This window comes from Pseudoleptotrichia sp., from assembly GCF_057270515.1.
The window spans coordinates 156,105-181,699 of record NZ_DBHIXS010000003.1 but is presented as its reverse complement, the minus strand read 5'-3'; the positions used below and the strand labels follow the sequence as shown (position 1 = coordinate 181,699).

The 25,595-nt window shown below is 34.8% G+C and carries 18 protein-coding genes; all 18 read left to right on the top strand.

Annotation, left to right across the window (positions count from 1 at the left end; all coding sequences use genetic code 11):
- Positions 1 to 93: 93 nt before the first annotated feature.
- The 18 genes from ilvA (at position 94) to ACO5J6_RS03820 (ending at position 25,256) form a co-directional block, all read left to right on the top strand.
- Positions 94 to 1,317: a threonine ammonia-lyase gene (ilvA, locus tag ACO5J6_RS03905; RefSeq protein ID WP_485642193.1), complete on the top strand. Its 1,224-nt coding sequence runs from the start codon at positions 94 to 96 to the stop codon at positions 1,315 to 1,317.
- A 120-nt stretch (positions 1,318 to 1,437) separates the two neighbouring features.
- Entirely contained in the window at positions 1,438 to 3,156 is a 1,719-nt protein-coding gene (gene ilvB, locus ACO5J6_RS03900) for a biosynthetic-type acetolactate synthase large subunit (RefSeq protein ID WP_485642192.1), read from the top strand.
- Positions 3,149 to 3,637, top strand: a complete 489-nt coding sequence (ilvN, locus tag ACO5J6_RS03895; RefSeq protein WP_485642191.1) for an acetolactate synthase small subunit — start codon at positions 3,149 to 3,151, stop codon at positions 3,635 to 3,637. Before ilvB ends, ilvN begins: the two co-directional genes overlap by 8 nt.
- A 183-nt stretch (positions 3,638 to 3,820) precedes the next feature.
- A complete protein-coding gene (locus ACO5J6_RS03890) occupies positions 3,821 to 4,570 on the top strand; it encodes a class I SAM-dependent methyltransferase (RefSeq protein WP_147004995.1) in 750 nt (249 codons plus the stop codon).
- Positions 4,571 to 4,592: 22 nt separating this feature from the next.
- A complete protein-coding gene (locus ACO5J6_RS03885; RefSeq protein ID WP_485642258.1) occupies positions 4,593 to 5,300 on the top strand; it encodes an aspartate/glutamate racemase family protein in 708 nt (235 codons plus the stop codon).
- Between the two features lie 144 nt (positions 5,301 to 5,444).
- Complete coding sequence (locus ACO5J6_RS03880; RefSeq protein WP_485642190.1) at positions 5,445 to 6,953, top strand: 2-isopropylmalate synthase; 1,509 nt, start codon at positions 5,445 to 5,447, stop codon at positions 6,951 to 6,953.
- 25 nt (positions 6,954 to 6,978) lie between these two features.
- The gene (locus tag ACO5J6_RS03875; protein WP_485642189.1) at positions 6,979 to 7,485 is read left to right on the top strand and encodes a DUF4865 family protein; all 507 of its coding nucleotides are present in this window, start codon (positions 6,979 to 6,981) and stop codon (positions 7,483 to 7,485) included.
- A gap of 186 nt (positions 7,486 to 7,671) precedes the next feature.
- Positions 7,672 to 8,514 (top strand): metallophosphoesterase, encoded by an 843-nt coding sequence (locus ACO5J6_RS03870; protein ID WP_485642188.1) that lies wholly within the window; start codon positions 7,672 to 7,674, stop codon positions 8,512 to 8,514.
- A gap of 115 nt (positions 8,515 to 8,629) precedes the next feature.
- Positions 8,630 to 9,010: a RidA family protein gene (locus ACO5J6_RS03865; protein WP_485642187.1), complete on the top strand. Its 381-nt coding sequence runs from the start codon at positions 8,630 to 8,632 to the stop codon at positions 9,008 to 9,010.
- Between the two features lie 74 nt (positions 9,011 to 9,084).
- Complete coding sequence (leuC, locus tag ACO5J6_RS03860; RefSeq protein ID WP_485642186.1) at positions 9,085 to 10,488, top strand: 3-isopropylmalate dehydratase large subunit; 1,404 nt, start codon at positions 9,085 to 9,087, stop codon at positions 10,486 to 10,488.
- A gap of 96 nt (positions 10,489 to 10,584) precedes the next feature.
- The gene (gene leuD, locus ACO5J6_RS03855) at positions 10,585 to 11,160 is read left to right on the top strand and encodes a 3-isopropylmalate dehydratase small subunit (protein WP_485642185.1); all 576 of its coding nucleotides are present in this window, start codon (positions 10,585 to 10,587) and stop codon (positions 11,158 to 11,160) included.
- A gap of 208 nt (positions 11,161 to 11,368) precedes the next feature.
- Positions 11,369 to 12,427: a 3-isopropylmalate dehydrogenase gene (gene leuB / locus ACO5J6_RS03850; RefSeq protein ID WP_485642183.1), complete on the top strand. Its 1,059-nt coding sequence runs from the start codon at positions 11,369 to 11,371 to the stop codon at positions 12,425 to 12,427.
- Positions 12,428 to 12,508: 81 nt separating this feature from the next.
- Entirely contained in the window at positions 12,509 to 13,297 is a 789-nt protein-coding gene (locus tag ACO5J6_RS03845; protein ID WP_485642181.1) for an ABC transporter ATP-binding protein, read from the top strand.
- 164 nt (positions 13,298 to 13,461) lie between these two features.
- Positions 13,462 to 14,472, top strand: coding sequence for a ketol-acid reductoisomerase (ilvC, locus tag ACO5J6_RS03840; RefSeq protein WP_485642179.1), 1,011 nt, complete (start codon positions 13,462 to 13,464; stop codon positions 14,470 to 14,472).
- Between the two features lie 281 nt (positions 14,473 to 14,753).
- Positions 14,754 to 15,704: an AEC family transporter gene (locus tag ACO5J6_RS03835; protein WP_485642177.1), complete on the top strand. Its 951-nt coding sequence runs from the start codon at positions 14,754 to 14,756 to the stop codon at positions 15,702 to 15,704.
- Positions 15,705 to 15,820: 116 nt separating this feature from the next.
- Positions 15,821 to 17,458, top strand: coding sequence for a malolactic enzyme (locus ACO5J6_RS03830; protein ID WP_485642176.1), 1,638 nt, complete (start codon positions 15,821 to 15,823; stop codon positions 17,456 to 17,458).
- 988 nt (positions 17,459 to 18,446) lie between these two features.
- On the top strand, positions 18,447 to 20,072 hold the full coding sequence (locus ACO5J6_RS03825; protein WP_485642174.1) for an autotransporter-associated N-terminal domain-containing protein: 1,626 nt from the start codon (positions 18,447 to 18,449) through the stop codon (positions 20,070 to 20,072).
- A 309-nt stretch (positions 20,073 to 20,381) separates the two neighbouring features.
- The gene (locus ACO5J6_RS03820) at positions 20,382 to 25,256 is read left to right on the top strand and encodes an autotransporter domain-containing protein (protein WP_485642173.1); all 4,875 of its coding nucleotides are present in this window, start codon (positions 20,382 to 20,384) and stop codon (positions 25,254 to 25,256) included.
- The last annotated feature ends 339 nt before the right edge of the window (positions 25,257 to 25,595 follow it).

Below are 25,595 nucleotides of genomic sequence, written 5' to 3'. Positions count from 1 at the left end.
TATATGTGTAAGAATTACGGGACATATGGAATTTTACTTAAGAAAGTATAATTTTTAGAAAAAATAAATAAGAGATATGTAAGAGGTGAAGAGATGCATAAATTGTATGAATTTATGGAAGCAAGGGAAAGACTGGGAACTGTAATAGTAAAAACAAAACTGATACATAGCAGTGTATTTTCAGAAGAAACAGGAAATGAGGTCTATATAAAACCTGAAAATTTACAGAGAACAGGGTCCTTTAAAATAAGGGGGGCTTATAATAAAATATCGAAACTTACGGAAGAGGAGAAAAAAAAGGGAGTTATAGCCTCTTCAGCCGGAAATCATGCTCAAGGAGTGGCACTCGCAGCGCAGAAATTAGGGATAAAAGCTGTAATAGTAATGCCGAAACATACCCCTCTCATAAAAGTAGAAGCTACAAGGAAATACGGAGCAGAAGTAATCTTATCGGGAGAGGTCTATGATGAAGCATTTCAGAAAGCTAAAGAACTTCAGGAAAAAGAGGGATATATATTTATACACCCTTTTGATGATGAAGATGTGATAGAGGGACAGGGAACAATAGCCCTCGAAGTGCTGGAAGAATTACCTGATACAGACATTATAATGGTGCCTCTCGGTGGGGGAGGACTGATTTCGGGTGTTGCAGCGGCGGCAAAAATGAAAAATCCGCAAATAAAAATAGTAGGGGTGGAACCTGAGGGAGCTGCCAGTGCATTGAAATCCATTGAAAAAGGAAAAGTTACCGAATTGAAAGAAGCCAGTACCATTGCAGACGGTGCAGCTGTAAAAAGGATAGGAAATATTGATTTTGATTATATAAAAAAGTATGTAGACGAGATTATAACAGTGTCGGATTATGAATTAATGGAAGCTTTTCTGCTTTTAGTTGAAAAACATAAAATTGTTGCTGAAAATGCGGGGATTTTATCTGTTGCAGGATTGAAAAAACTGAAAGAAAAAGGGAAAAAGATTATTTCCATACTAAGTGGTGGAAATATTGATGTTCTGACAATATCATCAATGATAAATAAAGGACTTGTAGTAAGAGGGAGAATATTTAAATTTTCAGTGGATTTGCCTGATAAACCGGGACAACTTGTAGCAGTATCCCAAATACTTGCTAAGGAAAATGCCAACGTAATAAGGCTTGATCACAATCAGTTTAAGAATCTTGACAGATTTCATGAAGTGGAGCTGCAAGTAACAGTCGAGACAAACGGAGAAGAGCATATAAAGAAAATAATAGAAAGTTTTAAAAAAGAAGGCTACGAAGTGAAAAGGCTAAATTCACAGGAAACGGTAGAAGAATAATGAATAAAATGAAACAGGAATAAACATCAGAAAAAAATAAAGTATAAGAATAAAGTATAAGAATAAAAATAAAAAAAGGAAATAATATAATAAACATTTAACTGAAAGGTGGTTGAAAAAATGAGTACTGAAACGATTAGCGGTGCGAGAATTGTACTGGAATGTTTGCACAGACTGGGTGTAAAAGATATATTCGGATATCCGGGAGGTGCAGTAATTCCCATTTATGATGAAATTTATAAATACGATAAGATAAACCATTATTTTGCAAGGCATGAGCAGGGAGCAGCCCACGAAGCTGACGGATACGCGAGAGTATCAGGGAAAATTGGAGTATGTCTTGCCACATCAGGACCGGGAGCGACAAATCTTGTTACCGGAATAATGACAGCACATATGGATTCTATTCCCATGCTTGCCATAACAGGGCAAGTCAGTAGTTCCTTATTGGGAAAAGACGCATTTCAGGAAAGTGATATAGTAGGAATAACAGTACCTATAACAAAAATGAACTATCTAATACAGGATATAAAGGACTTACCGAGAATTATAAAAGAAGCATATTATATAGCGGTTACAGGAAGACCCGGACCGGTACTGATTGATATTCCGAGAGATATTCAATTACAGAAAATAACTTATCAGGAATTTGAAAAATTATATGAAAAAAAATTTAATCTTGAAGGGTATGACCCTACATATAAAGGACATCAAGGTCAGATAAAAAGAGCTTTAAAATTGATAAAGGAAGCTAAAAAACCGCTGATAATAGCGGGAGCAGGAATTTTGAAAGCAAAAGCTTCGGAAGATTTGAGGGAGTTTGCAGAAAAGACGGATACTCCTGTTACAATGACACTGCTCGGATTGGGAACATTTTCGGGTAACCATGAATTATCACTCGGAATGCTGGGAATGCACGGAACGGTATATGCCAATTATGCTACTGATGAAGCAGACCTTATAATTGCCGCAGGAATAAGATTTGATGACAGAATTACGGGAAATCCTGAAAAATTCTGCCCTAAAGCAAAAATCATACATATAGATATTGACCCTGCTGAAATAGAGAAAAACAAAAGAGCAGATGTACCTATAGTCGGAGATTTGAAGAATGTATTAACTGAGCTGAATAAGGAACTGGAGCAGTTAAAACATAAAGAGTGGGTGGATAAAATAAAAGAATGGAAAAAAGAATATCCTCTTGTATACAGGGAAGTTTCTCAAGATAAGCTCATTCCGCAGGAAGTATTAGAGGAGTTGAACAATATACTTAAAGGAGATGCAATAATTGTAACCGATGTAGGTCAACATCAGATGTGGGCTGCTCAATTTATCACTTATACAAATCCTGATACGATAGTAACGTCAGGTGGAGCGGGAACTATGGGATTTGGGCTTCCTGCCGCAATAGGTGCCCAAGTGGCAATGCCTCATAAAAAAGTCGTGCTTGTAGTTGGAGACGGTGGGTTTCAGATGACTTTTCAGGAACTTATGATGATAAAACAGTATAAACTTCCTGTAAAAATTTTGATTATAAATAACTCATTCTTAGGAATGGTAAGACAATGGCAGGAAATATTCAATGACAGAAGATATTCTTTTGTAAATCTGGACTACAACCCTGATTTTATAAAAATAGGTGAAGCGTATGGGATTAAATCAGTACAGCTGAAAACTAAGCAAGATTTGAAAAATAAGTTGAAAGACCTTATAAACAGTGATGAAGGTGTATTGATAGACTGTATAGTGGAAAAAGAAGAAAATGTATATCCGATGATACCTGCGGGGACAAGTGTAGCTCAAATGGTAGGCAAGAGAGGGGTGCTTGAAAATGAATAAGGAACATGAAATTCTTATAATTGCAAAAAATACTAATGGAATAGTTGCCAGAATAATGTCATTATTTAATAGAAGAGGTTATTTTGTAAATAAGATGACAGCAGGTGTAACAAATAAGGCAGGATATGCGAGACTCACGTTAACCGTGGACGGAGATGCAAAATCTCTTGACCAGATACAAAAACAGGTGTATAAAATAGTAGACGTAGTAAAAGTAAAAGTGTTTCCTGTTGAAAATGTGATAAGACGGGAGCTCATGCTCATAAAAGTAAAATCTGACAGCGAAACAAGGTCTCAGATAGTCCAGATAGCTGATATTTATAGGGGAAAAATATTAGATGTTTCGCCAACTTCCCTAATAATAGAGCTTACTGGAGATGTTCAGAAATTAAGAGGTTTTGTGGAAATAATGAGAAATTACGGAATACTGGAAATGGCAAAGACAGGAGTTACTGCAATGAGCAGGGGAGAAAAGATGTAGTTAGTGTTTATATTTTTAATTATTTTATACTATTTCCTATTTAAACAAAGGATATAAGTTAAAGCAGTTTTTTATAGAGTTCAATATAAATATCATAAAATCTTATTTCTGTTTTTAAAATGAGTTTAGCATCAAGTGTTGCTGAAAAGTATAAAAAACAAAAACGGAAAGGAATTGAGTAAAATGAAAATAAGTCAACATTGGGAAAAAGAAAAATATGAGAAAAATGCACGTTTTGTATCAACTTATGGAGAAGACCTGATTGAATGGTTAAATCCTCAAAAAGATGAGTATATCTTGGATTTAGGTTGTGGAGATGGAGTATTGACTAAGAAAATTACTGAATATGGGTGCAAAGTTTTAGGACTTGATGGAAGTCAGAAATTTGTTGAAGCGGCAAGAAAAATTGGGATTGAAGCCATACAGGGAGATGCACAGAATATGAAATTTGAAAATGAGTTTGATGCGATTTTTTCCAATGCGGCGCTACATTGGATGACTAATCCAGAGAAAGTGATGGAAGGAGTAGCTCGAGCCTTGAAAAAAGGCGGACGTTTTGTAGCCGAGACAGGTCGTAAAGGAAACGTGGAAAAAATAGAAAATGCTATTTTTGAAACTGTAGAAAAACATAACTTGAAAGCTAAAAAATGCTGGTTTTTTCCAACTCCGGAAGAAAAAACGGAATTACTTGAAAAATATGGACTGAAAGTAAAAAGAATGATAAGCTTTCCCCGTCCTACTTTGCTTCCAACCGGGATAAAAGGATGGCTGCAAACTTTTTCTGCACCTGCTCTTGTAAACGTTCCGGTGGAAATGCATGAAAAACTGATTGATGAAATAACTGAAAAAGTTGAAAAAGAACTGGAAAGAAACGAAAATGGACAAATTTTGGCTGATTATGTGAGATTGAGATTTGAGGCTGTAAAAGAATAGATAATTTGAAAGGAAGATGAATTTGAAAACTATAGGATTAATAGGAGGAATGAGCTGGGAAAGCAGTATGACTTACTATAAAGTAATAAATGAAACTGTTAAGAACAAACTGGGAGGGCTTCATTCAGCAAAATGTATAATGTATAGTGTGGATTTTTATGATATAGAAAAATGTCAGGCAAACGGAAACTGGGAAAAAAGTGGAGAAATCTTGGGAGAGGCTGCATATAATTTGGAAAAAGCGGGGGCAGATTTTATAGTTATCTGCACAAACACAATGCACAAGGTTATTAATCAGATTAAAGAGAGAATTTCCATTCCCGTATTACACATTGCTGAAATGACAGCAGAAAAAATATTGGAAAAGAAAATGAAAAACATAGCATTACTTGGTACAAAATATACAATGGAGCAGGATTTTTATAAATCAAAACTTATTGAAAAGGGAATAAATGTTATAATTCCTGATAAAAATGATATAGAAATTATAAATAAGGTAATATACGATGAACTTTGTCTTGGAATTATAAATCCTGAATCAAAGGTAAAATATTTAGAAATTGTGAAAACTCTTAAACAGAAAGGAGCCGAGGGGATAATACTGGGCTGTACTGAAATCGGTCTTCTCATAAAAAATGAGGATACCGATGTTCCGCTATTTGATACGGCACTCATTCATGCGGAACAGGCGGCAATCTATTCCATAAAAGATTATAAAAATGAAAATTAGGAAGAGTATTAACAGTTAATAAATAATCTGATATATAATAGAGAAAATATTTTTATTGGGAATGTAAGTTAGCATAAATTATATTGAATATTGCAAAATTGTGATAGAAGTTTAAGATTTGGTAAAAAATGAAAGGAGCTAAGTATGAAACAGATAAAAATATTTGATACGACATTGAGAGACGGAGAACAGACACCGAGAGTAAACCTTAATGCACAGGAAAAACTGAGGATTGCAAAACAGCTCGAAAGTCTGGGTGTGAATATAATAGAAGCGGGCTTTGCGGTGGCTTCTCCCGGAGATTTTGAGGCAGTGAAACTGATTGCCGAAAATGTAAATAACTCAATAGTAACAAGTCTGGCAAGAGCCGTAAAAAAAGATATAGAAACTGCGGCGGAAGCTCTGAAAAATGCAAAAAAACCAAGAATACATACGTTTATTGCAACTTCTCCGATACACAGGGAATATAAACTGAAAATGACAAAAGAGGAAATACTTGACAGAGTTAGGGAAATGGTAGCTTATGCAAAATCTTTCGTAAATGATGTTGAGTTTTCTTCGGAAGATGCTACAAGGACTGAAAAAGAATTTTTGGTGGAAGTGTATGAGGAAGCAATAAAGGCAGGGGCGACTACCCTTAATGTACCTGATACTGTAGGATACAGAACACCGAATGAAATGTCCGAGCTTATAAAATATTTGAGGGAAAATGTAAAAGGAATTGAGAATGTGGATATTTCCGTACACTGTCATGATGATTTAGGTTTGTCGGTAGCAAATTCGGTAGCTTCCATTCAGGCAGGAGCGACACAGATTGAGTGTACAGTAAATGGTCTCGGAGAAAGAGCGGGAAATACTTCTCTCGAAGAAATAGTAATGATTTTAAAGACGAGAAAAGATTTATTTGAAGAATATTATACAAATATCGATACAAAACAGATTTATCCTACAAGCAAATTGGTCAGTCTGCTGACGGGAGTTTCTACGCAGCCTAATAAGGCAATAGTCGGAGCAAATGCCTTTGCCCATGAGTCGGGAATTCATCAGCATGGAGTTTTGGCAAATCCTGAAACTTATGAAATTATGAAGCCTGAAACGGTAGGAAGAAACACTGACAGTCTGGTACTTGGAAAACATTCAGGAAAACACGCTTTTGTTCAAAAGCTGAATTCATTAGGATTTAATCACATTGAGGAAAAAAAGATAGAAGATTTATTTTCCGAATTTAAAAAGTTGGCAGATAAGAAAAAATATGTGTTAGATGAGGATATAATAGCATTGGTAGCAGGAGAAGCGGCAAAAATCGAGGGAAGAATAATATTAAATCATTTTGAAATTTCGAGAAAAGAGGGCAGAAAGCCAAAAGCCGAAGTAACCGTTACATTGGACGGAAAAACGGAAGTCAAGGAAGCTCTTGGAGACGGTCCTGTAGACGCTGCATATAATGCGATAAACTTGGCTGTAAATGATACATTTGTACTGGAAGAATACAAACTGGAGTCAATAACGGGAGATACCGACGCTCAGGCACAAGTAGTTGTAATTATTGAAAAAAACGGAAACAGATTTATCGGTAGAGGACAAAGTACGGATGTAGTAGAGGCAAGTATAGAGGCATATATAAATGGTATAAACAGATTATATAATAATTAATTTAAAATATTGGAGAACAAAAGATATGATAATGATGCAATATAAAATCAAACTTCCTAATGATTTTGATATGAATAATATTAGAAAAAGAGTAAAAGAAAATGGTTTTAAGACAGATAGATTTGAAGATTTGCTTTTTAAAACGTATTTAATATCTGAAAAAAATAAAGAATATTCTCCATTATATATTTGGAAAGATAATAAAGGAATGAATAAATTTATATTTGACGGATTTTATGATAATATTTTAAATTCTTTTGGTTGGCAAACTATAAATATAGGGATACCATTACTACAAGAGTTTAAAGATAACTTTTCTAAAGCAAAATATTTATTGGAGATAGAAAGCGAAATAAAACCAATGGAAAAAATGAAAAAAATGGAATTTTCTATATCAGATAATAAAATTATTGGAAAAGCACTAATATATAATCCTGAAAAATGGAAATATACAGAATATTATTTTTTTGAGGATATTCCTTATGAAAAAGAAAATTCAAAATTATACGAGGTATTGCATATTTCTCAATGATAATTGGAAATAAGATTATAATATTAACAAAGAATGAGTATTATAGAATAAGTATTATAAAAACAGTAAATATAAATTTATAATAAATTTTAAGAGTAAAAATATTAATCTATATCTATATATTAAGAACTTAAATTTAGTTTTTATTATAGTTTTAATATAGATAAAAAGCTAAAAGGAGAAAAAATGAAAATAAAAAGCTGGATTCTTAGAATTTTATATGGTTTTTTAGGATTAATTGTGATATTTTTGGTGTATTCACATTATGAATATCGAAATATAAAAATAAGGACAATAGAGATAAAATCCAAAGATATTCCCGAAGCATTTGACGGGAAAAGGATACTGTTCGTCGCCGATTTTCAGTATGATACAATGGCAAGGTACAATGCAAGGCAGGAGAAAAAAGCGATTGAGCTTATTAATAAACAAAAAAAGGATATGATCCTTTTAGGCGGAGACTATGCTACTTGGGAGAAGAATATTCCTAAGTTTTATGAGGATGCTAAGGATATAAAAGTTCCCGAACTGGGAGTGTATGCAATATACGGAAATCATGAGTATCCCGGTACGGAAGAAACAGCTGCTAATATGCAGAAACTCGGTTTTAATCTTCTTACAAATGAAAATAGGAAAATTACTGTAAACGGTCAAAGTATATATATCGCAGGAGTGGAAGATTTGTGGCACGGAAATCCTGATGCTGAAAAGGCTCTTGAAGGTACAAAAAAAGAAGATTTTGTAATATTTATGACACATAATCCTGAATATTTTGAAGATATGACTGATGAACAGAAAGGAAAATCCGATATAACTTTAGCGGGACATACTCACGGCGGACAAGTAACGTTTTTTGGAAAAATCGTTGTTTCGGCGATAAAAAATAAAAAGAAATACGGATATGGAATGAAAGAGTATGGCGGACATAAAATCTATATTACTTCAGGATTGGGAGGAGCTTTTCTTGAGATGTTCATAAGGTTTTTTGCGCAACCTGAAATAGTCATATTTGAGCTGAAAAGAGCCTAAAAAAGAGAAAGTCTTATTATGATATTTTTAAAAAAGTAGAATGTGGATATTATTAATATAGGTATTATTATTGAAAAAGTAAGAGGAGTATAAGAATTTGAAGGGAGTTAAATTAATGAGAAAAAATATAAGTGGAAATTCTCCGTGGGAGGACATTGTAGGATATTCCAGAGCAGTAAGAATAGGAAATGTTTTTGAAATAGCAGGAACAACAGCTATCAAGGACGGAAAGCCTTATGCAATAGGGAATGCTTATGAACAGACAAAATATATTCTTGAAATTATAAAAAAAATTCTTAAAAAGGAAGGATTGGGATTAGAAAATGTCGTTAGAACAAGAATGTTTGTTACGGATATTTCAAAATGGGAAGAATATGGAAAGGCACACGGAGAATTTTTTAGGAATATTAAACCGGTTGCAACAATGGTAGAGGTATCATCGTTAATTGATAAGGAATTAATGATAGAAATAGAAGTGAGTGCAGTTATTGATTAGGTAATAAATAAAAATTTATAAACAAAAAAAATTAGAGAAAAAACTTATAGAGAAAAATTTGGAGGGAAAAATAAATGACAGCAGGGGAACCTAAAACTTTATTTGATAAAGTATGGGAGAAACATGTAATTACGGGAAAATCGGGAGAAGCTCAGTTACTTTATATAGATTTGCATTTAATTCATGAAGTAACTTCTCCGCAGGCTTTTTCAGGATTAAGAATAGCAGGACGTAAAGTGAGAAGACCTGATTTGACATTCGGTACAATGGACCACAATACTCCGACAATAATGTCCCAAAGGATGAACATACGCGATAAAATATCCAAAGCTCAATTGGACGCACTTGCTGTCAATTGTAAAGAATTTGGCATTGAACTTGTAGATATGTTCAATGAAAATAACGGAATTGTCCATATGGTGGGACCTGAACAGGGACTTACACAGCCATGTAAGACGGTAGTTTGTGGAGACAGTCATACCGCTACTCACGGTGCATTCGGTGCGATAGCTTTCGGGATAGGGACGAGTGAAGTCGAACACGTTCTCGCGACCCAGACAATCTGGCAAAAAAAACCTAAAACTATGGGGATAGAGATAACAGGGAAATTACAGAAAGGCGTATACGCAAAAGATATAATCCTGCATATTATAAAAACGTACGGTATCGGACTTGGAAACGGATATGCCTTTGAGTTTTTTGGAGATACAATAAGAAATCTTTCAATGGAAGAAAGAATGACTATTTGCAATATGGCCATTGAAGGAGGTGGTAAATCAGGAATTATAGCACCTGATGAAACTACTTTTGAATATGTGAAAGGGAGAAGATTTGCTCCAAAAGGAGAGGACTTTGAAAAAAAAGTTGCCGAATGGAAAGAACTGTATACGGATACTGTAGAAGCCTTTGACAAACATATAAAGATAGACGTATCTGAATTGGCTCCGCAAGTAACGTGGGGTACAAATCCTGAAATGGGGATAAATATAACGGATGTATTTCCTGAAATAAAAGACCATAATGATAAAAAAGCATATGAATATATGGGGCTTAAGCCGGGAGGTTCTCCATTTGATATACCGTTGAAGCATGTATTTATCGGTTCGTGTACAAATGGAAGATTAAGCGATCTGGAAATTGTTGCAAAAATAGTAAAAGGAAAAAAAGTTGCTCCGAATATCACAGCAGTTGTAGTTCCGGGTTCACAGGTAGTCAAGAGGGCTGCCGAAAAAAACGGGATTGCTCAAATACTGAAAGATGCGGGATTTCAGTGGAGGGAAGCGGGCTGTTCTACTTGTCTTGGGATGAACCCCGACTTGATACCGTCGGGAGAACACTGTGCTTCGACTTCCAACAGAAATTTTGAAGGACGTCAGGGAAAAGGAGCCAGAACTCATCTGGTAAGTCCTGCAATGGCAGCTGCGGCAGCGATTTACGGTAGATTTGTAGATGTAAGAAATCTTGACGAAGTAAAATGATTTTTTATAAAGATTAAAGTGTATCCGAAAAATATCAAGATGATATATTTTTAAATTTAAAAATGATAAATATCAATAGAAATAAGGAGAAAAAAGATGAAGCCTTTTACGAAATATACAGGAACGATAGTCCCCATTATGAATGATAACATTGATACTGACCAGCTGATTCCGAAGCAATATTTAAAAAGTATTGAAAAAACGGGGTTTGGACAATATGTGTTTGATGAATGGAGATATAACGAGGACAGAACCGACAATATGGACTTTAATTTAAACAAACCTGAATATAAAAATGGAACAATCCTGATTACAGGAGAAAATTTTGGTTGCGGTTCGAGTAGGGAACATGCGGCATGGGCGTTGCAGGATTACGGTTTTCATGTGATTGTGGCTGGAGGATATTCGGGAATATTTTATATGAACTGGCTGAATAACGGACATTTACCGATAACATTGCCTTTAGCCGACAGGCTTGAGTTAGCTGCACTTTCGGGTGATACGGAAATCACTGTGGATTTGGAAAATAATAAACTTACCGCAAATGGAAAGGATTATTTCTTTGAACTGGAAGAAAGCTGGAAACAGAGATTACTCAAGGGACTTGATTCAATTGGACTGACGCTGGAACATGAAGACGAGATCAGGAAGTATGAGGAGAGTCATAAATAAATTTTAATATAGGAAATAATACTAATTTTAGTAAGTATTTAATATTATATGTGAAAAAATAAATGTTATGCCTACTAAAAGAATATTGATGAAATTTCTAAAGAAATTGTGAAGTATAAATAATGAATTAGAAATTGAAACTTAAAAAATAATATGATAGTATAAAAATAGATTAATAAAATTTTAAAATATGAAAGGAGCGGTAAAAATGGAATATAAAATTGCAATATTAAAAGGGGACGGAATAGGTCCCGAAATAGTCGATGAGGCAATGAAAGTCTTAGATGAAATCGGAAAAAAGTTCAATCATAAATTTGAGTATATTCGGGGATATTTAGGCGGTGAGTCTATAGACAAGTACGGTATTCCATTATCTGATGAGACAATTCAGGTGTGTAGAGATAGCGATGCAGTTTTACTGGGGGCAATCGGAGGATATAAATGGGATAATATTGACCCGCAGAAAAGACCCGAAAGAGGACTTCTTGCTATAAGAAAAGAATTAGGAGTGTACACTAATTTAAGACCTGCAATTTTATTTGAGTCATTGAAAAATGCCAGCCCTTTAAAAGAGGAAATAGTTGGAAACGGTCTTGATATTATGATAGTAAGAGAGCTTACAGGAGGACTATATTTCGGACAGAGGGAATATTCCGAAGAAAAGGCCTATGACACTTTATCTTATACAAGAGAGGAAATCAAAAGAATTGCTATAAAAGCATTTGAAATAGCAAAATTAAGAAACGGAAAGCTGACAAGTGTGGATAAACACAATGTCCTTGACACTTCAAAATTGTGGAGAAAGATTGTAGAGGAAGTTGGAAAAAATTATCCTGAAGTTGAAATCTCTCATATGTATGTTGATAATGCTGCAATGCAGCTGATTGCCAATCCTAAACAGTTTGATGTAATTCTGACTGAAAATATGTTCGGAGACATTTTATCCGATGAGGCTTCAATGCTGACAGGCTCGCTCGGAATGCTGCCGTCAGCAAGTTTAGGAGACGGAAAAATAGGTCTTTACGAACCGAGTCATGGCTCGGCTCCTGATATAGCGGGAAAAGATATTGCAAATCCTATTGCTACGATACTCTCTGCCGCAATGATGTTGAGATATTCCTTTGATTTGCCTGATGAAGCCCGTGCAATAGAAAATGCTGTGAAAGAAACATTGAAAGACGGTTATCGGACAGCGGATATTTATACGGAAGGAATGAAAAAAGTCGGGACAAAAGAAATGGGAGACGAAATAGTTGAAAGAATTTAGACGATTTGAGTTATTATAAAAATTTCCCAAATTTCGATGTTATTTTGATATAAAAAAGATATTTTCAGAAAAGGAAAAATAATGAGTAAAGAAATAGTGCATTATGAAAATGTTACATTTAAAAGAGACGGAAAAATCATTCTAAATGGAATAAACTGGCATATAAATAAAGATGAAAACTGGGCTTTGTTGGGATTAAACGGTTCGGGAAAATCAACAATTTTGGGAATGATACCTGCATATATATTTCCGACAACAGGAGAAATAAGAGTTTTCGGTCATAAATTTGGAAATTATGTATGGAAAAATATAAAAAGAAGAGTAGGGTTTGTAAGTTCTTCTCTTAATAATTTTCTCGGGACATTGAACAGAGAAAAACTGAAAGATGTGGTAATATCAGGAAAATTCAGCTCTATAGGGATATACGAGGAAGTAACCGAAGAAGACAGGAAAAAAGCTGAAAAGATAATAGAAGATTTTAAAATCTCATATATAAAAGACAGCTATTTTTCAACATTATCCCAAGGAGAACAGAGGAGAACTCTGCTTGCAAGGGCATTTATGAATGAGCCTGATTTGCTGATACTCGATGAGCCGTGTTCGGGCCTTGATATAAAATCGAGAGAATACTTTTTATCAGTCCTTGAAGAAAACTCTAAAAAAGAAAACAGCACACCTTTTATATATGTAACTCATCAGATAGAGGAAATTATATCCTCGGTAACTCATGTGGCATTATTGAATAATGGGAAAATTATGGCTCAAGGAAAGAAAAAAGAAATACTGACAGAAACTCTATTGTCAGAAATGTTTGGAATGAATGTCAGAGTTGAATGGGAAAATGAAAGACCATGGTTAATTATAAGATAGTATATATATTGTTTATATTGAATAACAAAAACATATATGGTTTAGATTGTTGACTTTTTAAACTATAACACTTATAATATTTATATGAATGGAATAATCGTCAATAAATTAGACAAATTTCATAAGTATAAAATAATAAAAAATAAATTTAGGAGGATTTAGAAATGGCAGGAAATATTTTAGGAACAACGGTGTATTATGACAAGGACTGTGATTTGAACAAATTGACAGGGAAAAAAATAACAATTTTGGGGTACGGTTCACAGGGGCATGCACATGCATTAAACTTGAAAGAAAACGGTATGGATGTAACAGTGGGGCTTAGAAAAGGTTCAAAGTCATGGAATCAGGCTGAAGAAGCAGGATTTACAGTGAAAGAGACTTCTGAAGCTGTAAAAGACGCAGATGTAGTTATGATTTTAATTCCTGATGAATTACAGGCTGACACTTATGCAAAAGATGTGGCACCTAATTTGAAACAGGGAGCATATTTAGGATTTGGACATGGATTTAACATACATTTCGGAAAAATAAAACCGAGAGAAGATATAAATGTATTTATGGTAGCTCCTAAAGGACCGGGACATCTTGTAAGAAGAACTTTTCAGGAAGGAAGCGGAGTACCTTGCCTTATTGCAGTCGAAAAGGATCCGAGCGGAGATACTAAAGATATTGCTCTCGCGTGGGCTTCGGGTATCGGAGGAGGAAGATCGGGGATACTTGAAACTACTTATAAGCAGGAAACAGAGACAGATTTATTTGGAGAACAGGCAGTTTTATGCGGTGGAGTTGTTGAGCTGATGAAAACAGGATTTGAAGTACTGGTAGAAGCAGGATACGACCCTGTAAATGCTTATTTTGAATGCTTACACGAAATGAAACTGATAGTAGACCTGATTTACGAGGGAGGGCTTGCTACAATGAGAAATTCCATTTCAAATACGGCGGAATATGGAGATTACATTACAGGGCCTAAGATTATCACTCCTGAAACTAAAAAAGCAATGCAGGGAATATTGGCAGATATTCAGTCAGGTAAGTTTGCTGATGATTTTCTTGCCGACTCTAAAGCAGGGCAGCCTTTCCTGAAAGCCAAAAGGGAAGAATTTGCTAAACATGATGTGGAGAAAGTAGGAGCAGAGCTTAGAAAACTCATGAGCTGGATCAAGAAATAATATTTCTGTGAGTATTGCAAATAAAAAGGCGAAAAAACATTAATATTGTAAATGAACTTGTAATATATTTTATAAGACACTATAATAAAAGGGCTTTGATAAAATATTACAATTGAATTATAGTCGAAAAATACAAATAAAAGTTATAAAATAAATTAGACTGGACTTTTTTCAGTCTTTTTTAGTATAATATACTGTAATAATAAAACAATTAAAATGTTGGAGCAATCAAAGATAGAAAAATAGTTAAATTAATAATATAGAAAGGAGTTAATAGTAAAATGGTTTTTTTTAAGTCTCTGGAAAGTATATTTCCTATAATTTTTATGATTGCAATAGGATATATATTGAGGAAAAAAGACTGGTTTCATGACAGTTTTAGTGAAAATGTTTCAAAAGTGATAACAAATATTGCTCTTCCTGCTTCAATATACGTTGCTGTTTCACGTAATTTGACATTGGATACTTTATTTTCAATGTCGGACAGGCTTGTATATACTTTTGCTTCATTTATAATAGGTTACATAATCGCAATTATAATGGTCAAAGTGTTTAGGATAAAAACAGGCAGAAAGGGGATATTTATAAACGCTTTTGTAAATGCGAACACAATATTTATAGGAATGCCTCTGAATATTGAGCTGTTTGGGGAACAGAGCTTACCTTATTATCTTATGTATTATATAACAAACACAGTATCTATATGGACTTTTGGAGCGTTTCTCGTTTCAAATGATACTCCCGATGTGGATGACAAAAAAAAGGGTGTAAACTGGAAAAAGATATTTTCTCCTCCATTAATAGGGTTTATAGTAGCATTATTGCTTTTAGCCTTTAATATTAAAATGCCTAAAATGATTAATTCGACAATGCAGTACATAGGAAATATAGTTACTCCGCTGTCGCTGATGTATATAGGTATTGTCCTCGCTGACGCACGACTTAGAAATATAAGGTTTGATAAAGATACAATTCTCGCTCTTGTGGGAAGATTTATATTATCTCCTGCTGTAATGATATTATTACTCATGATAGGCAGCAGTTTGGGAGGAAATCTAACCGACCTTGATACAAAGACTTATGTAATACAGTCGGCAGCACCTGTATTTGCTGTATTGCCTATCTTGGCAAATGAATCGGGCGGAGATGTGAAATACGCTACAAATGTGGTAACTACGAGTACAATTTTATTTGCATTGATTATACCCGTTCTGATGATGTTTTTAAAATAATAATAAAAAATTAAAATATATGACTTGAGAATATAAAATTTAGAAAAACTAAAAATAATAATTTTTAAAATGATAAAAAATTAAAATATATGTTAAATATATAAGGAGATGAAAATATGAAAAAGTCATATGAAATACTAAATAATCCTTTCCTGAACAAAGGAACGGCTTTTACAAAAGAAGAAAGAGCTAAATTTGGTTTAACAGGTTTATTACCTCCATATATACAGACTATAGAAGAACAGGCAGAGCAAGCCTACGGGCAGTTTCAGAAAAAGAGTACCCTTATTGAAAAGCGTCATTTCTTAATGGAGATTTTCAATACTAACAGAACATTGTTTTATTATCTGTTCAGTAAGCATATTGTGGAATTTATGCCTATTATTTACACTCCTTTGATTGCGGAAAGCATTGAAAATTATAGCGAGTTATTTATAAATCCTCAAAATGCAGCTTTTCTCTCTATAAATGAGCCTGAAAATATAGAAGAAACATTGAGAAATGCCGCAGATGATAGAGATATAAGACTGATAGTAGCTACCGATGCTGAAGGAATATTGGGGATAGGAGATTGGGGAGTAAACGGTGTTGATATTTCTGTCGGTAAACTTATAGTTTATACTGTTGCCGCAGGAATAAATCCTGAAAATGTGCTTCCTGTAATCCTTGATGTGGGAACAGACCGAGAAACTTTACTTAATAATCCTCTATATCTGGGAAATCGTCATAAACGTGTCAGAGGAGATAAATATTATGATTTTGTGGATAAGTTTGTGCAAACTTCAGTAAAAATGTTTCCCGATTTATATCTTCACTGGGAGGATTTTGGTCGCTCCAATGCTGCAAATATCTTAAATAAATATAAAGATAAAATAGCTACTTTTAATGACGACATTCAGGGAACAGGAATTGTAACATTGGCAGGGATTTTAGGAGCATTGAATATTACAGGAGAAAAACTTGCAGATCAGATATATATGTGTTACGGTGCAGGAAGTGCGGGAACAGGAATTGTAAAACGTATTTTTGATGAAATGGTTCAGGAGGGGCTTTCGGAAGAAGAGGCTTATAAAAGATTTTATTTAGTCGATAGAGCAGGGTTATTGTTTGATGATATGGATGATTTGACACCCGAGCAGAAACCTTTTGCCCGTAAACGTTCGGAATTTTCCAATGCGAATGAGTTAACTAATCTTACGGAAGCTGTGAAAGCAATATGTCCTACAATTTTAGTGGGGACTTCCACTGTTTCAGGTGCGTTTACAAAAGAGATTGTACAGGAAATGACTTCCTATAAAGAGCGTCCTATTATATTTCCTTTGAGTAATCCTACCAAACTGGCAGAGGCTACGGCTCAGGATTTACTCGAATGGACAGACGGAAAAGCTCTTATCGCTACGGGAACGCCTTACAATCCTATCGAATATAAAGGGATAACTTATGAGATCGGACAGGCAAATAATGCTTTAATTTATCCCGGATTAGGTCTTGGGGTGCTTGCTTCAAAGGCAAAAATTTTGACCGATAAAATGATTTCTGCGGCAGCTCACTCTATAACAGGAATAGTAGACTTTTCTAAAAAGGGGGCAGCAGTCCTTCCACCTGTATCAGGATTGGCGGAATTTTCAGAAACTGTGGCATTGGCAGTAGGAAAATGTGCTTTGGAGGAAAAATTGAACAAAGAACCCGTGGAAGATATAAAACAGGCGATAAAATCTTTGAAATGGAAACCTGAGTATACTTCTGAAAAATAAAAGAAATGGTAAAATCTCTAAAATAAAAATTTAGATATACCCCGAAATATAAATAAAATAATAAAATCTTTGAATTTGAATAAGTTTTGAATGAGTTAAGATAAAAAATATTTATAAAAATTAGAAACATCTCCTAAGAGATGTTTTTTTATATATAAGAATTTTTTGAATATAAATAGAAAAAATATTTCTGTGTATATAAAAATCTAAATATAATCATAAAAGTACTTTTTTATATAAAAATTTTTTGAATATAGCTTGAATATAAATAGAAGAAATATTTTTGTATATACAGTAATTCCAAAAATAAATAAAAAAAATATTTTCTGATAAAAAAATTAAGATAGATAAAAAGATAGAAAGAACAATAGAAAAGCAATAAGAAATATAGTTAAATATCACATAAAAAGAAATTATAATGAAACTATTTTATAAGTTTAAAAAATAGTTTGTTTTAAAAATAATTAATTTATATGATATAGATAGTGAATTGTTTCTAACTATAACAAATTATTTTAAATTTCTCAATATTATATTGAATTTAATAGATGAAGGTATGTATTATACACCTCATAAATATTATATTATATGACTATATTATGTGAATAAAAAAACTTGAAAATTCCAAAATTTTTTTTTAAAATAAAGAGCTAAATTTAAAAAAAGGATATATATTATTAGATAAAAAGTTAGTAAAATTGAATGTTTAAGAGAAATTTTCATAAAATTTTTAATTAGTTTGTATTTTTCATTTTTTTTGGTATAATCTTAATAAAATTATACTAAGAAAATAAAACGAAAAAACTAAGTAATTTAAAATTTACAATAGTATATATAAATTCTGTTATCCAATTCTATTAATAAATCATATGAAATAAGTTTATATTTAAACAGGCAATACATTAAAGTTAATAATATATATGAGATCTCGTTAAATTAGTTGTTTAATTTTTATAATAAATAATTCTTTTGAAAGGGAGTGAAAAAGATGAGTAATAATCTCAAAAAAATGGAGAAAGATTTGAGAGCTTTTGCCAAAAAAAGTAAAAATGTAAAATATACAAAAGGATTACTCTTAAGTTTTCTATTAATGGGAATGCTGTCATTTTCAGATACATTGACATCGCCTCAGGTAAAAAATACGGAAAGTGCGATAAGTCAAACAAGAAAAGACCTGAATGCGTCAATAGGCGATATGCGTAACACGTTCAGGAGGACAAAAAAGGAAAACAGCAGACTGCTCAGAAATGCAAATCTTGAGCTGATACAGTTAATGGAACAAGGAGATCAGGTAATAAAAATGCCATGGAATACTTGGCAATGGGGAACGGGTTATACTTATAACAACTGGAGAGGTACATACAAAGGAAAAAATGATAAAAACAGGGAAAATGAAAACAGAATGTTTCAAAGAGCCACAGGAGCGGCAAGGTATTTTCAGAACAGTCTGAATAATAAATACAACCTGACAGAGCTTGACCTTGAAAATACGGCAGAGCCTACAGTGGAAATCACTGTAAGTGCGGGAATAGTGCCTAAAGATGTAAATAAACAGGCACCAAATCTAAATTTACCGCCGATAAATTCACCTGCTTTACCTGCACTGAATGTAAACTTACCGTCTCCGGCACCATTAAATCCATCTCCGGTAAATGTAACTATAAGCCCTGTAGATTTGCCTGCACCTATAGCAAATCCGTTTACGGATTTTGGATTCACTATTAACCGTAATATTGCATATGGACGTACAAATGACGGACCGCTTACTACTGAATGGGCACCCAGAAAATTAAGTATGATATATGGAGGATACAGACCTAATGCGGTAACAGGAGAATTGGAATATACAGATAGACAGGGAGATGATTTAAGAGGGGTGTTGCCTGAAAATCCGCGTTTTCAATCCCTTCTTTATGCTAATGATAAATGGGCTCCTCATGGGTTTGTTTTAAAAGATTTTACAATATACGCTGCAGGTAATGTAGGAGGAGCCGGAAAAACAGAAAATAATAGAGATGGACAAGTAGCTATCCATACAGTATGGAATGGTACTATCGATAACGTAAAAGGATATCTTGGAGGAAGAGCCGCCTTTATTTCTATAGAAACATGGCAGGCAGGAAAATTAAGACTAAATAATGTTTCGGTAGATATTAGGGGAAATGAAAATACAGTATTTCTTATCTTCCCGTCATCTTATGAGGCGATAAACAGGGTCAATACAGATTACTGGGGAAGAAGACAGCGTGGAGCACTGTTAGGTAAAGTGGATGCGGACTTGAAAACAAGAAAAAATATGGTATATTCATTTGTAGGGGCACAGGGCACATTCAATATAGACAGTCAGGGTACATATAGACTGGAAGGAGCTGAAAACGTTGTGCTTTCAGGACTGGGATATGCCGCAAACTATGCAAACCTGTTGAAAAGCAAGACAGGAGTAGGAGTAATAGAACCTGACAACACACGTGAAAACGGGATGACACCGTCATTTAAGCTAAATGTAGCTCCTGAATCTTACGGAGATAAAAATATGATAATGTTCTTCGGAAATGATACTGCCAACGCACCAAACAGATATATATGGGAGAATAATGGAGGTCATAACTTCTAGGATAAATCCGTAATAGGAATATATCAGGGAGAAATAAGAGCAAAAGGTATTATCGGTAACAAACTGAACATAGCAGGAGGTACAGAGCAGACAGCTGAGGGAAACCTTGCAGGGGGAGACAATAAATACGTAGAAAATAACGTAGGTATATACTCCACAACAGGACAGCGTCCCGGGATCAAGCCGCAGGAAGATTTAGGAGCAGATCCGTCAGGAGCATGGACTACTCAATATAATTTTGACCCTATACATTCGTTGCAGATAAATGACATAGACATACAGTTCGGAAAATACTCAAGAAACGGAGTTATGCTCGCTGCGGGTGACGGAACTATAATGGATGTGGCACGTACACAGAACAGTCATCATACAAATGCAAACTCGGATGAAACGGGAAATACTACCGTACCTATAAAGACTACTACTTTAAAAGATTATTTAGGTACTGCTACTTCTATCAAAATTACTGATGATGATAACGCAAACGAAGCTGCGACAGGGACTATCATTGCATATTCCGCAGGAAAATGGAATAAAAATAAAAATCTGACTATGTCATCAGCCACACAGGCAGCTCTTGACGGTAAGGCAAGTGAGGTAAATATAGGTGTAGACGTCTTGCTTTCAGGAAGATATAAACATTTTGTATACAGAGATCCGAGCGGAAACATCACGAGCGAATTTGACTCTTATCCTATCGCTTATGCAGCGGTAGACGGAGGAAAAATTACCGCTGAAAAGAAAACTGACGTAAAAGGGTATAAGTCAATAGTGGCTTACGCTAAAGGAGACAGTAGCGTAAAAACTGTAGGTGCAGTTACAGCAACGGAAGAATGGGCAGATACAACTAATGCCGAGGTTAAAAAATCTCTGTTTGAAAACATAGGAGCATATGCTCTGACAACTGCTACAGGACAGACAGCCAAAGTAGAAATGGCGGATAATCTCAAAATAAACGGTATAGCTGCCATAGCTAAAGGAGAAAACTCACAGGTAACATTGAGCGGATCAAACAATATTATAAATACAGGACCAAATGGTGCCTTATACGCTGACAAAGGAACTATAAACTTTGGCGGAGGAACTATTACAAATAAAAATAATGCTGCGGCACGTGGACTGGCAGCAACGGAAAATGACCATATAAATACTGCACCGTTTTATGCAAAAGAAGGAAAAATAATATTTAACGGTGCAACGACAATCGAAATGCATGACGGGATACTGGTTTACGGTGCGAAAAATGACTATACGGCAGGTACGGGAGGCTCAAACAGATATCAGGGTATGAGCAACATAACTGTACAGCTGAGAAGTAGTAATATCAACTTAGGTATATTCAAAGGACTGAGAGGTTCTGAAAAAGTAGTATGGACAGGAAACAGCGGTATGGCGACATATCTTGCAGGATTACAGAATTTTCACCATATGAATATTGTTACTAATAATAACAAGTTCAAGAGTACTCTTATGGAAGGTGAACTGGATGTAAATGCCGATGTAAATCTGAATGATGTCAATGATAGATTTAATGAAATCCTTATGGAAAGAGAAAAAGTAACAATAAACGCAGGAAAAACAGTTACAGGAAACGGTAAAGGTCTTTCAATGGGTTCAAATTCGGATGCTGCGTCAAATACTGAATCAGGATTTATAAATAAAGGTACTGTAAATGTTACAGGCGGTACATCTTCAGCAGGAGTAGCGGGAATAAATGTCAGCTACGGACAAATAGTCAATGAAGGAAATGTAAACGTAGATAACGGTGCAGGACTGAACGGTGCAAACGGAAGTGAAATTATAAATAACGGAACCGTAACTTTATCAGGTGCGGGAGCAGGTATCGCGGGAGTAAGTAAAGGTACCGTAACTTACGGTAATAAGAAAATCTCCATAACAAATAACGGAACTGTAACAGGAGGAGACAACTCTATTGGAATATTTGCCAACAGTAATGACGGAGCAGCACAGGGAGATATAACGGTAAATAACACAGGTAGAGTGTCCACGGGAAATAGTGGTGTAGGTATAGCAGTAAAAGGAAGCAACGGAGGTATCATAAACGTATCAGGAACAGGTAACGACGATATTACTGTAGGCTCAAATGGAATAGGTGTTTACGCTGAAAGAAGTATTATCAATCTGAATACCGACTACGGTTTTGATACTAAAGAAAACGGTGTAGGAGTTTATGCAGGCGGTGGCACTGTAATCAACGGTTCAGGAACTCTGAACTATAAATATTCGGGAGCGAATAACGGTACAGGTATCGCAATATTGACTGATACGCCTAACACTGAAAATAACGCAAAAATAAATCTGAATAACAGTACAAATACTACAGGCGGTATGGTAGGAATATATACTAAAGGCGGTGGACTGTTTACAAATAAAGGAAATATTACAGGTTCGGGAGCATTCAGTGAAGTCGGGATAATGTCTGAAAATACTGATATAGAAAACAGAAATCCGATAACATTGTCAGGGAATCCTGCAAGTTTAAACAATGCCAATGTAGGAATATACACAAAAACGGATAATGCAGTAAGAAACTTGAGCAATATTTCAGTAGGAAACAATTCCATAGGTATATACGGTTACGGTGTAAACAATACAGGAAGTATCTCGACAGGAAATAACGGTATGGGAGTATTCTCGCAAGGAGGAAACGTAACACTGGGAGGAAATATCACTGTTGGAAATAATCAGTCTGTAGGATTGTTCTCAAACGGAACAAATCAGACAATAAACAGTACAGCTGATTTAAATATCGGCGACAGTTCATACGGATTTGTAGTACGTGGAAACGGAACACAGCTGGATATAAATGACGCTAACGGTACTACACTCGGTACAGACGCAGTATTTGCCTATGTAGCAGATAACAGCTCAAATGTGGTAAACCATACAAATCTGACTGCTACAGGCGGTAAAAACTATGGACTTTATACAAGTGGAACTACGAAGAACTTAGCAAATATTGACTTTGGATCAACTCAAGGAAACGTAGGTATTTACGCTGTGTCAGGTTACGCTCAAAATGGAGACCCGACAATGGGAATACATCCTACAATAAAAGTAGGAGGTTCTGACCTGATTTCCGACCCAAGTACATCATATTACGGAATAGGAATGGCGGCAGGTTATCTGGATAGAAGCAGCGGTACCGTTGAAAATTTTGGAACAATACAGGTAACAGGCGATGAAAGTATAGGAATGTATGCCAGCGGTTCAGGTTCGAGGGCAATAAATAGAGGAACAATCGAATTAAGTGGTAAAAAGACAGTGGGAATGTACCTTGATAATAATGCCGTGGGAGAAAATTACGGTGTGATTAAAACTGTACCTAATCCACAAAATACGGGTATCGTAGGTGTAGTCGCATTCAATGGTTCCGTTCTGAAAAATTACGGACAGATAATCATCAATGCTCCTGACAGTGTTGGAGTTTATTATAAAGGAGGTTCTCTTGAAGAACATCCTGGAAGTAGCATTACTGTATCAGGTGATAATTCTGAAAGAACAAGAACTACGGTTCTGACTTCTACAAGAAAAACTGTCAGAGGACTGGAAATCTATACTCCGGGAGGAGGAAATACAGTAGGAACAATTACAAGACTGGGTAATGTAGTTACTCCGACGACAGTAGATACTACGGTAAATTCTCCTGACGCTACACAGGTAACTGTAGGAAATACAGTACTGAATATAGCCGATTACGACATTCATACACCTAATCTTGGAGGAGGACAGGCGGAAATCGGAATGTACGTAGATACTTCAGGGGTAAGATTTACAAATCCTATACGTGGAATTGAGCATTTGACAGGACTAAAAAGGGTAAATCTGATTTTCGGAGTGGAAGCTACGAGATATTCAAACAGCAAAGATATAGAAATAGGACAGAATATTCTGGCTCCATACAATGAGGCGATACTGGAAGTGAGCCGTAGAAGCTCAGGAGGAGAAATTAAGTGGACTCCTAAAGCAAGCAGCTTGACATGGATGGCAACACCTACACAAAATACGAACTATACTTTTGCAAGATTATACTTGTCGAAAATACCTTATACTTCATTCGCTAAAGAGCAGAACACATATAACTTTATGGACGGTCTTGAACAAAGATACGGAGTAGAAAACATGCAGAGCAGGGAATGGAAAATCTTTACTAAGTTAAATGATTTAGGTAAAGGAGAAGGTCATATTCTGGCACAGGCTGTGGATGAAATGAAAGGTCATCAATATGCAAATACGCAGAGAAGACTGTTTGCAACAAATGAAATCCTGAATAAAGAAATTGACAAGCTGAATAGAAACTGGTCAACACTATCCAAAAAAGCCAACAAGATTACGACATTTGGTGCAAAAGGTGAATATAACAGTGATACGGCAGGTATTATAGACTATACAAATAATGCTTACGGTGTAGCTTATATACATGATAATGAAACAGTGAAACTTGGAGAAAAATCAGGTTGGTATGCAGGAGCGGTAAATAACAGATTTAAATTTAAAGACATTGGAAAATCAAAAGAAAATCAAACAATGGTGAAAGCCGGAGTATACAAATCTGTACCGTTTGATCATAATAACAGCCTGAATTGGACAGTATCGGCAGAGGGATATATTACAAGACATGAAATGGACAGAAAATATCTTGTTGTTGATGAAATCTTTAATGCCAAAGCAAATTATAACAGCTATGGTGTTGCAGTGAAAAATGAAGTTTCAAAATCATTCAGAACAGGAGAAAATTTTGTAATAAGACCTTACAGCAGCTTGAAGCTGGAATACGGCAGAATAGGAAAAATAAAAGAAAAATCAGGTGAAATGAGACTGGAAGTTAAGGCGGACGGATATTACTCAATCAAGCCTGAAGCAGGAATAGAATTCAACTTTAAGAAAGCATTCGGTAGAGAAGCTACATTTACAGCAGGTTTAGGATTAGGCTATGAAACGGAATTAGGAAAAGTAGACAGCCTGAAAAATAAAGCTAAAGTAGCCGGAACTACGGCAGACTGGTACGATTTAAGAAGGGATAAGGAAGACAGAAGAGGAAACTTTAAGTCTGATTTGACTATCGGTCTGGATAACTCAAAATTCGGAGTAACGCTGAATGCAGGATATGATACTAAAGGTAAAAATGTAAGAGGAGGCTTAGGCTTCAGACTTATATACTAAGGATATAAAAGGGGACTATGAGGCTAAATATACTTTTTAATGTTATTACTCATACATAAAAAAGAAAAAAGAAACTATTCTGAAAATAGAAAAAATTTCTATTTTTAGGATAGTTTTTTTTAAAATATAATATTTCCAAGTTTCCGTTTCCCGTTTTCGTCGTATGCATAAAGTGGAGTTTCTTTTAAAATATAACATTTCCAAGTTGAAAAATTTCAGCGGTTCTGTTATAATAACTCAATCGGAGAATAAAAATAAATAGAAGCGCCAGACCTTTTTCAATAAAAGGCGACGAGGGAAAAGAGTTATCGAAATAATCGGCGGATGCTCTTTAGGTTA